Genomic DNA, 12,866 nt, shown 5'->3' with positions numbered 1-12,866 from the left:
TCCACGTTTGAAGCGATAGCCCATGCAAGGGGATGTTGTCATGTCCTCTGCATGGGTTATTTGCGTTTCATGATACCGGTTCTGATATATACTAGAACATAGGATTTGGCAACCATCGAGACAAGGTTCTCAGTTCAAGATTATACAGGGGGAACATAGCCATATGGAAAACGGGGGATCGGAATTGGACATTCAGATGATTGGAGCAGGCTCTCTTGGACTGTTATATGCAGGCAAATTAGCCGCCAGCGGGGCCAAGGTGACCTTGTGGTGCCGGAGCGATGAACAGGCAGCCGCTATTCATTCGTCCGGCATCACCATCCACCATAGCGATGGGGGAGAGCTGCATATCCCGCCTGGTGTAGTCCAGGCGCATCCGCTCTCGGAGTTTCACGAGGAAGCTGGAGCCGCGGCGGATTATCTGGTGCTGATGGTGAAGCAGCAAGGGATTGAGGATTTGGTGGAGCGGGTGTTTATCCCGTATGGGAGGAGTATTCAGCGCTGTGTATGCTTCCAGAACGGGACGGGCCATCTGGAGCTGCTTCAGCAGCATCTTCCTTCCGGCGCGATATATGCGGCGATTACCACCGAGGGCGCGAAGCGAATCGGGCCCCGGGAGGTGCTTCACGCCGGAAGCGGGACAACGACGATCGGCCCCTATAACACCGAAGGCATGCCGGAGTCAGGACAAAAGTCAGCATCGCGGGAAATTTCCGACATTAGACTGATTGAGCTGCTGAACAGAGCAGGATTTAAGACTTATTTGTCGAATGAAATTTATACTGCAATTTATCGGAAGCTGATGATCAATGCTGTGATCAATCCTTTAACGGCATTGTGGCGCATTCCTAATGGCGCCTTGCTTGACGATCCCATGCGCATTCAACTCATGAAAGAGCTATTCGACGAAGCATGCGCCGTATATGATGCTGCGGGCATTTCAAGGGAGGATCATCTGTGGGATCAGATCGTGGGCGTATGCCGGATGACTTCGACTAACACATCCTCCATGCTAAAGGATGTGCTGGAGGGGCGTGCAACCGAAATTTCCTGGATTAACGGGAGCATCGTTCGATTGGGGCAGAGACATGGTGTAGCGGCTCCGAAGCATGAACTGCTGTGCAGGCTTATTGAGGGGACAACCAAATAAGGAGGTCTGTGGATGGGGTTTCTGCTAACGATATTCAATACAATGAGCCTTATTCCGGTCATTCCGTTCGGGCTGGTGTATTTTCTGGCCGTAAGATGGGGGAAAGATCGGAAGCAGGCTGTAAAGCTGGCGATGGATGTCACGACGCTATTTTTACTATTTTCCGTCTCCGCGCTGTTTAACAATACGTTTCAATCCAGGTTTGGCTTTTATTTAATCCTGCTTGTGCTGCTCATTGCTGTTGGACTGATTGGCAGCGCCCAGACGCGGTGGAAAGGAAAAGTGGATGTCAGGCGGCTTGTGCGGGTCGTGTGGAGACTGGCTTTTGTAGCGATGAGTTTTTGTTATGTTGTTTTTACTTTTTTTGGATTGATCACATACATAATCAGAGTCATGTATGCCTAATATAATAGCGTGAAATGACAGTCAAATCTTCCTGTTCATCATGGACAGGAAGATTTTTCAATTCCAAGAATGTGGATTTTTATTGACCACTGGTTGTATAATCGGTTAGCATGTACCTTTAAATCTATGAGGAGGAACGCAAGATGAGGAAACACAAAAAACTTCTGCTGCTTATGACGCTGATTCTTGCCTTCAGTTCAGTGTTGGCGGCATGTGGAGCTAACAACAATAACGAGAGTGCCAACAATGGGGACGCTGGTAAACCGAAAGATCAAGTCTTTCGCATGAACCTGGCCTCTGAACCTCCGACATTGGATCCGGGACTTTCCCAGGACAACACTTCTAATACAATCATCAACGCTGTATTTGAAGGACTGGTACGCAAAGGTGAAGACGGAACCGAATTGCCTGGCGTTGCCGAAAGTTGGGACATCTCCGAGGATGGATTGAAATATGTGTTCCATCTGCGCCAGGACGCCAAATGGAGCAATGGAGACCCTGTAACGGCCAATGATTTCGAGTACGCTTGGAAGCGGGTATTGGATCCGAATCTGACGCCTGCATCTCCATATACGTATCAGCTGTACTACATTAAGAACGCAGAGGCTTACAACGGAGGCGACATTAAGGACGCGAGCGAGGTCGGTGTCAAAGCGACGGACGATTACACCCTTGAGGTAACGCTTGAGAACCCGACGCCTTATTTCCTGAGTCTGATGTCGTTCCAAACGTACTTCCCGGTCCACAGCTCGATTGAAGGCAATCCGCAGTGGGCTACTAAGCCGGATACGCTTATTGGGAACGGACCTTTCAAAGTGTCGCAAATGGTCAAAGGACAAAAGATTGAACTTGTCAAAAACGATCAGTATTGGGACACCGAATCGATCAAGCTGGAGAAAGTGGAGATGAGCATTGTGAACAGTGCCGCCACAGAGCTTGCCAGCTACCGGAATAATGAGCTTGACTACGCAGGTCATCCTACAGGAAACATTCCTACTGACCAATTGAACGCCGTCAAGAACGAGCTTGGGGATCAACTGGAGATCAAAGGGATTGCGACCACATACTACTATGTGTTTAATACAACGGAAGAGCCGTTCAACAATGTGAACATCCGTAAAGCTTTCTCGATGGCCATTGACCGCAACGCGATTGTAGAGAAAATTACGCAGGGCGGACAGCTGCCTGCTTTCGGTTTTGTGCCTCCTGGCATCAAGGGGGAGAATGACGAATATCGCAACGAAGTTTCCGATGCTTATTTCGAGGATAACCTGGAGGAAGCGAAGAAGCTGCTCGAGCAGGGAATGAGTGAAGAAGGTTACACGACATTGCCTGAAGTAACGATCATTCATAACTCGGATGACAACCACAAACGGATTGCCCTTGCGATCGCGGATATGTGGAAAAATAATCTGGGTGCCAATGTGAAGGTACAGAATCAGGAGTGGGGCGTGTTCCTTAAAAACCGGGATGACCTGAACTATCAGGTTGCACGTTCCGGCTGGGGCGCCGACTACAATGACCCGATGTCGTTCATCGATATGTGGGTATCGAATAGCGGAAACAACGACGCTGGCTTCAACAATGAAGAATATGATCAGCTGGTAAGAGGAGCTTACACGACCAACGATAATGCAGAGCGTATGGAGCTGATGGCTCAAGCTGAGAAAATTCTCGTTGAGGAGAATCAAGTCATCATGCCGATTTACTACTACTCCAGCGTATCTTTGATCAAGCCATGGGTGAAAAACCTGCACATTGATTACAAAGGCGACATCGATTTCACGCGCGCTTACATTGAGTAGTTCTCTGCTTGTGATGCTGTAATCTAATCTTTCGGGATATATATACGGGTCGTTTCCCAACCCCAATATATATCCCGATTTTTTGTATGGACACAGGATTTCCAGATCCTGTTTTTGCTGGTGGAAGTTTATGCGTGCTAAGGTTCGCCAGGAAGACTACAATGAAATAGTTGAACTGGCTTGCAACATACTTGGTGTAGAACATCATGATCAGGGGGTTAGTTGAAGAAATGCTGAGGTATGTGGCGAGTAAGTTTTTTTATATGCTTGTATCGTTGTTCATACTGATCTCAGCCACTTTTTTTCTTATGAAGGCCATACCGGGAGATCCCTTTATGGGGGAGAAGAAGCCGTCACCGGAAATATTGGCAAGGCTGATGGAGCAGTATGATTTAGATAAACCGGTATTTCAACAATATACGAAATATCTGAGCAATATTATTCAAGGTGATTTTGGCCTGTCCATGAAACATCAAGGGCAGTATGTCACCGACATCATCGTCGAAACTTTCGGACCATCGCTGCGGCTGGGCCTGATCGCTATCATCGTCTCGGTAGTTATCGGAGTTCTGCTGGGGATGCTGGCCGCTTTGTATCATCGCAAGCTGATCGATAATGTGGCGATGGTGCTGTCCGTGCTCGGCATTGCTGTGCCCAGCTTCGTGCTGGCCTCGCTCCTGCAGTATGTGCTGGCTGAAAAAGCGGGGCTGTTTAACGTCATGGGCTTTAACGGCCCGCTGGACTATGTGCTGCCTGTTATGGCGCTATCGGCGCAGCCGATCGCCTTTATCGCCCGTCTGACGCGCTCCAACATGCTTGAAGTGCTTCACTCGGATTATATTAAAACCGCCAAGGCCAAGGGCCTGAGCTGGTTTGCCATCATGTTCCGGCATGTGATCCGTAACGGTATTATGCCGGTCATCACGTATGTCGGGCCTATGACGGCCAACATCATTACTGGTTCGGTCGTGATCGAGCAAATTTTCGGTATCGGGGGCATCGGCAAACAGTTTGTCGAGAGCATTACGAACCGGGATTACACGGTCATTATGGGCATTACAATCTTTTACGGGATTCTGCTGATGCTTGCCCGCTTCATAACGGATATTGCGTATATGTTTGTTGACCCTCGCATCAAGCTGACCAGCAGGAAGGAGGGGTAAACATGGCGACAGAAAATAATATGGCGTATCCGGCCGGGCAGCAGCTGACACCCGAGGATTTCAAGAAAATCGGTCCGGATGAGAAGCAGTCCGAAGTCATTCAGCGCGAAAGCGTGTCCTCCTGGCGGGATGCCTGGGAACGATTGCGTCAGAACAAGCTTGCCATGTCGAGTCTTGTCATTATGATACTGATCATTCTGATGGCTATTATCGGTCCAATGATCTCTAAATATGACTATGAAACGAATGATTTGCTCAATACGAACATGCCTCCTTCTTCGGAGCACTGGTTCGGTACGGATGATCTGGGGCGCGACGTATTCGTCCGGACATGGATGGGAGCCCGGATCTCGCTTACCGTTGGTCTCGCGGCTGCCGCGATCGACCTGCTTATCGGTGTCATCTACGGGGGGATTATGGGATACTTCGGCGGACGTGTGGATGAGTTCATGAACAAGTTTGCTGAAATTTTGTATTCGATCCCGTATCTTCTCGTGACGATTCTGCTGCTCGTTGTGTTCGAGCCGAGTCTAGGGACGATTATATTAGCCTTGACCATTACAGGCTGGATAAATATGTCCTGGATCGTCCGCGGGGAAATTATGCAACTCAAGAGCCGGGAATTCGTGCTCGCATCCCGTTCGATGGGAGCCAGCGCACCAAGACTATTGTTCCGTCATCTGATTCCTAACGCGATGGGACCCATCATCGTGACATTGACGCTGTCTGTTCCAAGCGCCATCTTCGCGGAAGCGTTCCTGAGCTTCCTCGGACTCGGTGTACAGGCGCCGGTAGCATCCTGGGGCTCCATGATCAACGACGCCCTGTCCGGCTGGATGTATTATCCATGGCGGATGCTGTTCCCGGCATTATTCATCAGTTTGACCATGCTTGCATTCAACATTTTCGGTGACGGTCTTCGTGACGCACTGGATCCGAAATTGAAAAAATAGGAGGTGGGAAGGTATGGAACCGATCTTGCAGGTGAATGACCTGAGCGTATCGTTTCGTGTTCGCGGCGGCGAAGTACAGGCTGTGCGCGGCGTGAATTTTGAAATCGGCAAAGGGGAGACGGTTGCCATTGTCGGTGAGTCCGGAAGCGGTAAAAGTGTCACCGCCCAGACCATCATGCGTCTGATTCCGTCCCCGCCCTCAGAGATCAAGAAAGGGGAGGTTATCTTCCAAGGAGAGAACCTGCTCAAGAAAACGAATAAACAGATGGAGGCGATTCGCGGCAAGGACATCGGCATGATATTCCAGGACCCGATGACATCGCTGAATCCGACCATCAAGATCGGCAAGCAGATTACCGAAGTGCTGGAAAAGCACCAGGGCATGAGCTTCAAGGAAGCGAAGAAAGAAGCGATTGAAATGCTCAAGCTTGTCGGTATTAAAAATCCGGAAGAGCGCTTCAACCAATACCCGCATGAATTCTCGGGCGGTATGCGTCAGCGGGCCATGATTGCGATTGCGCTGGCCTGCAAACCGTCGCTGCTGATTGCCGATGAGCCGACAACAGCGCTGGATGTTACCATCCAGGCGCAAATTATGGATGTCATGAAGGACATGCAGCAGCGTCTAGGCACATCCATCATTCTGATCACACATGATCTGGGCGTTGTAGCGGGCATGTGTGACCGGGTGATCGTCATGTATGCAGGGGAAGTGGTCGAGACCGGCACGAAGTGGGAAATATTCAAAAATCCGCAGCATCCGTATACGAAGGGATTGCTTCGTTCGATGCCGCGCCTCGATCAGAAGAAGGGCGAGCCGCTCATTCCGATCGTCGGCACGCCGCCGGACCTGATTAAACCGCCGGTAGGCTGCCCGTTCAGCGCGCGCTGTGAAGAGGCGATGCGAATATGCGAACGGATCGATCCGGGAGCCACTGAGTTCAGCGACACCCATATGGCTCGATGCTGGAATCTGCATCCGATGGCGAAGGAGGCACAGTCGTCATGAAGGACAACCATCTCATTGAAGTTGCAGGACTGAAGAAATACTTTAATGTAGGGAAAGGCAATGTTCTTAAAGCGGTGGATAATCTGAATTTCTACATCCGCGAGGGAGAGACGCTCGGGATGGTCGGGGAATCCGGCTGCGGCAAATCTACGGCTGGACGGACGATTCTCCGCCTCTACGAACCAACTGCCGGATCCGTAAAGTTTAACGGGACCGATATTTACAAGCTGTCCCCCAAGAAGATGAAGGCGATGCGCCGGGATATGCAGATGATATTCCAGGATCCTTATGCTTCGCTGAATCCGAGATTCACAGTGTCGGATATTATCGGAGAGGCATTGGACATTCACGGCATGGCCGGCAGCCGCGCCGAACGCAAGAAACGGGTTGAAGAGCTGCTGGATATGGTTGGCCTGAACAGCGACCATGCCTCGCGCTATCCACATGAATTCTCCGGCGGACAGCGTCAGCGGATCGGGATTGCCCGGGCGCTGGCAGTCAATCCGAAGTTTATTATATGTGACGAGCCGATTTCGGCGCTGGACGTATCGATTCAAGCGCAGGTTGTAAACCTGCTGAAGGATTTGCAGGACCGTCTCGGCCTGACTTATCTGTTCATTGCCCATGATCTGTCCATGGTCAAGCATATCAGCGACCGGGTAGCCGTAATGTATTTAGGCAAAATGGTTGAGCTTGCGGACAGCGAGGAGCTGTACGCCAATCCGATTCACCCGTACACGAAGACGCTGCTGTCTGCTATTCCGATTCCGGACCCCGAAATCGAGGCGAACAAGCAGCGGCTGAGAATGGAGCATGATGGCCAAGGGCCAATCACTGCAGCGAAGGGCGAGGACGGGACCGTTCAGCTACACGAGGCGGACAGCGAGCTGGTTGAAGTGTCGAAGGGACACTGGGTATCCAAAGCTTTCGCATAAGCTCTGAGACCGAGCTCTACCAGCGATCGTCAATCCTGAAAATCCGAAGTATGATCAACAGCCGCAGGCTTGTATGCCGGCGGCTGTTGTTTTCCTTTGACGGAGAACGCCATCATTCGGTACAATCAAGAAAGGCTTCATAAGTCTAGAATGCTATAAATTGCAGAGCCTGCCCGTCCGATATAGGGGAATCATACCGTCAGACGTCAAAGGGAAGGGCGCAAGTATAGTTCCACATACATATTCGATATGGCTATACCTGTATACATTTATGGATGCTGCGATATAGAGAATAGGAGGCATACTTCATGAATATCGTTCCGGATCCTTTATCCGGCGGATCACGTCTTGCCCAGGCATATATTCATCGTTATGACAGCGTTAGCGGCTTTTACGGTGAAGATTACCGCAGCAGCGACGGCTATGAACGGAGAGCGGCATGGCTGGATCAATCCGAAGCCAAACGCATCTCCAGAGCGGCTGTGGTGGACTGTCTACGCACCTATAATCATAAGTTTAATGCCCATCCAGCGGTGGATAAGGCATTGGATGCGCTGGGCCAACCGGAGACACTTGCCATTGTAGGCGGACAGCAGAGCGGACTGCTTACAGGACCGATCCTTGTCATCTATAAAGCGGTGACTATCATTCAGGCTGCCTCAGATGCTGCCAAAAGGCTCAACCGTCCGGTGGTTCCTGTGTTCTGGATCGCCGGCGAGGATCATGACTGGGATGAGGTGAATCACGCCTATTTCCCGACCCGCGATCTCGATATAGCCAAAATCAAGCTGGACCCGAGAGAAAAGCTTCGCACCTCTGTAAGTTATACCGAAGTGAACGAAGAGGAGTGGGAGCTCCAGCTTCAAGGGCTGCGTGAGCTATTGCCGGACAGCCCGAGCAAGGCGGAGCTGCTTGAGCTGGCCCGCACGGCATTCAGCGGCTCCCGCAATTTGAGCGAAGGCTTCGCCAAGCTGCTGGGCGCGATGTTTGGCAAGCACGGACTCATTCTTCTTGATTCTGCGGACCCGAATCTTCGCGCTTTGGAAGTTCCCGTGTTCGAAGCGATCATCAACAACAACGAGGCTCTGGGACTTTCGTACCAGCAGATGGCCCGCGATATCGAGGGTGCAGGATTTGAAGTTCAGGCCGATGTTCCGGAGAATGGAGCCAATCTGTTCTACCTTCACGAAGGCATGCGTCTGCTCCTGTACCGGGAAGGCGACAGGTTCGTCGACCGGAAGGGATGGATTCAATTATCGCGTGATGAGCTGCTGCGCGAGCTGCACGAGCATCCTGCCAGATTCAGCAACAATGTGCTGACAAGGCCGCTTATGCAGGATTCGCTGCTGCCGGTGCTGGGGACGGTACTGGGGATGGGCGAAATTTCGTATTGGGCCATCACCCGCGGTGCTTTTGCGGAAATGGGGCTTCAGATGCCGCTCATATTGCCGAGAATGTCGTTTACATTGCTGGATGATACGGTGCATAAACATATGGATAAGTATGCGCTGTCGTTCCAGGACGTACAGCATCATCTGGAGGAGAAGCGGCAGGCCTGGCTCGACAGTCAGGATGAACTCAATCTGGAGGAGCGGTTCGGTCAGACCAAGGCTGCGTTCGAACAGCTGTATCAGCCATTGATCGAAGATCTTGGCAAGCTGCAATCGGGATTGGTGAAGCTCGGATCGACCAATAAGGATAAAATACTGAAGCAGATGGACTATCTGCTGCGCAAATCGCAAGAAGCACTCGAGCAGCAGCATGAGGCTGCTCTGCGGCAATGGCAGGCTATCGGGCAGAGCCTGATGCCGCTGGGAAGACCGCAGGAGCGGGTGTATAATATTTTCCATTATATGAACCGCTACGGTATGGACCTGATTGACCGGCTGATGGAAATTCCGTATGAGGCATCAGGCACGCACCGTTTGATTCACGTATAATAAAACCAATAACCATTTATTAGGAGGTAAGTGATGACTTCATCCTCGATTCAAAACAGCAGCATTACCGATTTGAAATTGGCCCCGGAAGGCCATCTGAAAATTGATTGGGTAAAGGCGCACATGCCGGTACTGAACCGCGTGCGCGAGCAGTTTGAACGTGAACAGCCTTTCAAGGGGCTCAAGGTGGCGATCTCTCTTCATCTTGAAGCGAAAACGGCGTACCTGGCCAAGGTCGTTAAGGCTGGCGGAGCCGAAGTGACCATTACCGGCAGCAATCCGCTGTCCACTCAGGATGACGTTTGTGCCGCTCTGGTGGAGGATGGCATTACCGTCTTTGCAAAATACAACCCCTCCCCGGAGGAGTACAAGGAGCATCTCATTAAAACGTTGGAAACGAAGCCTGATCTCATCATTGATGATGGCGGCGATCTGGTCACCATTCTTCATGCTGAGCGCCCCGAGCTGCTGGAAGGCATCCGCGGCGGAGCGGAGGAAACAACGACCGGGATTCTGCGACTAAAGTCCCTGGAGAAGGATGGGGCGCTCAAGTTCCCGATGATCGCGGTCAACGACGCGTATTGCAAATATTTGTTTGACAACCGCTACGGCACGGGGCAATCGGTCTGGGACGGCATTAACCGGACGACCAATCTCGTCGTGGCAGGCAAGACGGTTGTCGTTGTCGGATACGGATGGTGCGGCAAAGGCGTGGCCATGAGAGCGAAAGGGCTGGGCGCGAATGTGATCGTCACCGAGGTGGATGCGATTAAAGCGGTTGAAGCTTATATGGATGGCTTCCAAGTGATGCCGATGCGCGAGGCCGCCAAGCTGGGCGACTTTTTCGTAACGGTGACAGGCAATCGCGATGTGATCAGCGGCGCCGACTTCGATGTGATGAAGGACGGGGCTATTCTGTCCAATGCCGGGCACTTCGATGTGGAAGTGAGCAAGCCGGATCTGATGGAGCGCGCACAGTCCGTTCGGACCGTTCGCCGCAACATTGAGGAATACCAGCTGAAGGATGGCCGCAAAATCTATCTTCTGGCCGAGGGGCGTCTGGTCAATCTTGCCGCTGGCGACGGGCATCCGGCCGAAATTATGGATATGACGTTTGCGCTGCAGGCCTTGTCGCTGAAATATGTGAACGAGCAATACGAAACCATTGGCAGCCGTGTCGTGAACGTACCCTATGAAATTGACGAGCAGGTGGCGAGATACAAGCTGGAAAGTCTAGGAATCGGCATCGACCAGTTGAGCGATGAGCAAAAAGCTTATCTGGACAGCTGGGCACAGCATTAATCTGCGGCATATTTGGAAAAGAACGGTTCATAACAAACCTCCTTCCATTCCCGTCAGTGGATGTTAGGAGGTTTTTTTGCGCGCTTTTTTTGAAAAAATGCCCAAAAAAACAAAATGGGTCTTAAAGGTGTTTGATTCTTGACGTCGAATCTATTATTCTAAAGTGGAGGAAAGTGGTGCAAAGTGGGGATTCGGGGTTAAGGAGTGGAGTGCCTGATGTTTATGGGGGAGTTTCAGCATAGCATCGATGACAAGGGGCGGATCATTATCCCCGCCAAATTTCGTGAACTCCTTGGCATTTCCTTTGTCGTTACCCGAGGCCTCGACCAATGTCTCTTTGTATACCCTACTGAAGAATGGGCTGTTATGGAACAGAAGCTCAAATCCCTCCCACTGATGAAGTCTGATGCCAGAGCGTTTACCCGGTTTTTTTTCTCGGGAGCAACAGAATGCGAATTGGATAAGCAGGGAAGGGTAAACTTGCCGGCAAATTTGCGAGAGTTCGCCAAGCTGGAGAAAGAATGCGTCGTGATCGGCGTTTCGAACCGGGTGGAGATCTGGAGCAAGGAACAATGGCAGAAGTATTATGAGCAGTCGGAAGAAGCGTTTAATGATATCGCCGAGAAGCTGGTCGATTTCGACTTCGATCTGTAGCTGTCGGTGAAGCTTCCGTTCTACGCTCGCAAGGAATCTATGATTACATGACAAACGTTAAAAGCAATGGAGGGCGCAGACTTTGTTTCATCACATCACGGTGCTTAAAGAAGAAGCGACAGACGGGCTGCGCATCAAACCAGACGGTATATATGTTGACTGTACGCTCGGCGGTGCGGGGCACAGCTCCCTGATCGCCTCGAGGCTAAGCTCTGAGGGCCGGTTAATTGCGTTTGACCAGGATGACTGGGCGCATGAGAATGCGCAGAAGGTGCTGGAACCTTACGCGGATCGGGTTACCCTTGTCAAAGCCAATTTTCGTGACTTGGAGGAGGTGCTCCGGCGCGAAGTAAGGGCAGACGTGAACGGGCAGCCGCGGGTTGACGGCATACTGTTTGATTTGGGCGTATCCTCACCGCAATTTGACGAAGGGGAGAGAGGCTTCAGCTACAATCACGATGCGCCGCTCGATATGCGGATGGATCAATCGGCGGAATTAACCGCTGCCGAGATTGTAAATGAGTGGCCTGAGCAGGAGATTGCCCGGATTCTCTATGAATACGGTGAAGAGAAGTTCTCGCGGCGAATTGCCAGAGTCATTGCGGATAGACGGGTACAGCGACCTATTCAAACGACGGGGGAACTCGTCGATTTGATAAAAGAAGGCATTCCGGCCGCTGCCCGCAGAACGGGCGGACATCCGGCCAAGCGCAGCTTCCAGGCGCTGCGGATTGCGGTCAACGATGAGCTTGGCGCTTTCGAGGATGCGCTGCACCAAGCAGTTAGGTGTCTGGCGCCGGGCGGAAGAGTGTCGGTCATTACGTTCCACTCGCTGGAGGACCGGATCTGCAAACAGATTTTTAACAGCTATATTCCTAAATGCACTTGTCCACCGGATTTCCCGATGTGCGTCTGCGGGGGCGGGCAAGGCGACCTGAAACTGGTCAATCGAAAGCCGATTATTCCTTCGCAGGAGGAGATTGGCAGCAATCCAAGAGCGCGTTCGGCCAAGCTTCGAATCGCAGAAAAGTTGCAGCAACCAACTTAACCGTTCAAAGGGATTATGCACTAACCAAGAGCAGCTCTACCAGCAATGTTGCAAATCCTGAAACTAAGACAAAGGAGAATCAGCCATGGCATACACGCGCGGCAATCTGGCCGTTCAGGAGAGACAGAAGGAAGCGCAATCCACATATCTCGAGAAGACCAAAGTCATCAAACGCCGATCCCAGCTGCCTCAAAAAGAAAAGCTGCTGTATTTGTTGTCCGTGGTGTTGGTTGTCGCTGTCATGGGCGTGATCGGCATGAGGCATGTTCATTCCTATGACCTGAACCGTCAAATTCAGAGAACAGAGGCTGAGATCCGTACAGCTCAGAGAGAAATCGATCTGCTTCAGGTGAAGAAACAAACGCTGGAGATGGAAATTTTGGATAAAGCCAAGGAACTCGGCTACGTTCCGATTGAGGACCATAACGCGATCCATGTGCAGCCTTCTGCGGGAACGAGAGGGACACAAGGGCCGCTACCAGGGCAAAATGACTAAAGTGTG

12 protein-coding genes are annotated in these 12,866 nt (G+C 51.4%); all 12 read left to right on the top strand.

Going from position 1 to position 12,866, the window contains the following annotated elements; translation table 11 throughout:
* Nucleotides 1-163: 163 nt before the first annotated feature.
* Nucleotides 164-1,150, top strand: a complete 987-nt coding sequence (locus tag MKX64_RS01615; RefSeq protein ID WP_244908049.1) for a ketopantoate reductase family protein — start codon at nt 164-166, stop codon at nt 1,148-1,150.
* A gap of 12 nt (nt 1,151-1,162) precedes the next feature.
* Entirely contained in the window at nt 1,163-1,555 is a 393-nt protein-coding gene (locus tag MKX64_RS01610; protein WP_095263152.1) for a DUF3397 family protein, read from the top strand.
* Nucleotides 1,556-1,698: 143 nt separating this feature from the next.
* Complete coding sequence (locus MKX64_RS01605) at nt 1,699-3,360, top strand: peptide ABC transporter substrate-binding protein (protein ID WP_095263153.1); 1,662 nt, start codon at nt 1,699-1,701, stop codon at nt 3,358-3,360.
* A 230-nt stretch (nt 3,361-3,590) separates the two neighbouring features.
* Nucleotides 3,591-4,523, top strand: coding sequence for an ABC transporter permease (locus MKX64_RS01600; RefSeq protein ID WP_095263154.1), 933 nt, complete (start codon nt 3,591-3,593; stop codon nt 4,521-4,523).
* A 2-nt stretch (nt 4,524-4,525) separates the two neighbouring features.
* Nucleotides 4,526-5,476, top strand: a complete 951-nt coding sequence (locus tag MKX64_RS01595) for an ABC transporter permease (RefSeq protein WP_095263155.1) — start codon at nt 4,526-4,528, stop codon at nt 5,474-5,476.
* Between the two features lie 13 nt (nt 5,477-5,489).
* Nucleotides 5,490-6,485, top strand: coding sequence for an ABC transporter ATP-binding protein (locus MKX64_RS01590; RefSeq protein WP_095263156.1), 996 nt, complete (start codon nt 5,490-5,492; stop codon nt 6,483-6,485).
* Entirely contained in the window at nt 6,482-7,420 is a 939-nt protein-coding gene (locus MKX64_RS01585; RefSeq protein WP_095263157.1) for an ABC transporter ATP-binding protein, read from the top strand. The genes MKX64_RS01590 and MKX64_RS01585 overlap by 4 nt, the downstream gene beginning before the upstream one ends.
* 308 nt (nt 7,421-7,728) lie before the next feature.
* Nucleotides 7,729-9,360: a bacillithiol biosynthesis cysteine-adding enzyme BshC gene (gene bshC, locus MKX64_RS01580; RefSeq protein ID WP_095263158.1), complete on the top strand. Its 1,632-nt coding sequence runs from the start codon at nt 7,729-7,731 to the stop codon at nt 9,358-9,360.
* A 33-nt stretch (nt 9,361-9,393) separates the two neighbouring features.
* The gene (locus MKX64_RS01575; protein WP_095263159.1) at nt 9,394-10,662 is read left to right on the top strand and encodes an adenosylhomocysteinase; all 1,269 of its coding nucleotides are present in this window, start codon (nt 9,394-9,396) and stop codon (nt 10,660-10,662) included.
* Nucleotides 10,663-10,878: 216 nt separating this feature from the next.
* On the top strand, nt 10,879-11,316 hold the full coding sequence (gene mraZ / locus MKX64_RS01570; protein ID WP_095263160.1) for a division/cell wall cluster transcriptional repressor MraZ: 438 nt from the start codon (nt 10,879-10,881) through the stop codon (nt 11,314-11,316).
* 82 nt (nt 11,317-11,398) lie between these two features.
* The gene (gene rsmH, locus MKX64_RS01565; protein ID WP_095263161.1) at nt 11,399-12,364 is read left to right on the top strand and encodes a 16S rRNA (cytosine(1402)-N(4))-methyltransferase RsmH; all 966 of its coding nucleotides are present in this window, start codon (nt 11,399-11,401) and stop codon (nt 12,362-12,364) included.
* Between the two features lie 85 nt (nt 12,365-12,449).
* Nucleotides 12,450-12,860 carry a cell division protein FtsL gene (locus MKX64_RS01560; RefSeq protein ID WP_095263162.1) on the top strand — a complete coding sequence of 137 codons (411 nt, stop codon included), beginning with the start codon at nt 12,450-12,452 and terminating at the stop codon, nt 12,858-12,860.
* Nucleotides 12,861-12,866 lie beyond the last annotated feature (6 nt).

It is taken from the genome of Paenibacillus sp. FSL M8-0334 (assembly GCF_038000405.1).
GTDB classification, from domain to species: Bacteria; Bacillota; Bacilli; order Paenibacillales; family Paenibacillaceae; genus Paenibacillus_AQ; species Paenibacillus_AQ campinasensis.
Note: the sequence above shows the minus strand (reverse complement) of the source record. Positions and strands in the feature narration are given on the sequence as shown.

Coding starts and splice junctions, on each gene's coding strand:
- MKX64_RS01595 (WP_095263155.1), top strand. CDS start 4,526: ATGGCGACAGAAAATAATATGGCGTATCCGGCCGGGCAGCAGCTGACA.
- MKX64_RS01575 (WP_095263159.1), top strand. CDS start 9,394: ATGACTTCATCCTCGATTCAAAACAGCAGCATTACCGATTTGAAATTG.
- mraZ (WP_095263160.1), top strand. CDS start 10,879: ATGTTTATGGGGGAGTTTCAGCATAGCATCGATGACAAGGGGCGGATC.
- MKX64_RS01560 (WP_095263162.1), top strand. CDS start 12,450: ATGGCATACACGCGCGGCAATCTGGCCGTTCAGGAGAGACAGAAGGAA.
- MKX64_RS01615 (WP_244908049.1), top strand. CDS start 164: ATGGAAAACGGGGGATCGGAATTGGACATTCAGATGATTGGAGCAGGC.
- MKX64_RS01600 (WP_095263154.1), top strand. CDS start 3,591: ATGCTGAGGTATGTGGCGAGTAAGTTTTTTTATATGCTTGTATCGTTG.
- bshC (WP_095263158.1), top strand. CDS start 7,729: ATGAATATCGTTCCGGATCCTTTATCCGGCGGATCACGTCTTGCCCAG.
- MKX64_RS01610 (WP_095263152.1), top strand. CDS start 1,163: ATGGGGTTTCTGCTAACGATATTCAATACAATGAGCCTTATTCCGGTC.
- MKX64_RS01605 (WP_095263153.1), top strand. CDS start 1,699: ATGAGGAAACACAAAAAACTTCTGCTGCTTATGACGCTGATTCTTGCC.
- MKX64_RS01590 (WP_095263156.1), top strand. CDS start 5,490: ATGGAACCGATCTTGCAGGTGAATGACCTGAGCGTATCGTTTCGTGTT.
- MKX64_RS01585 (WP_095263157.1), top strand. CDS start 6,482: ATGAAGGACAACCATCTCATTGAAGTTGCAGGACTGAAGAAATACTTT.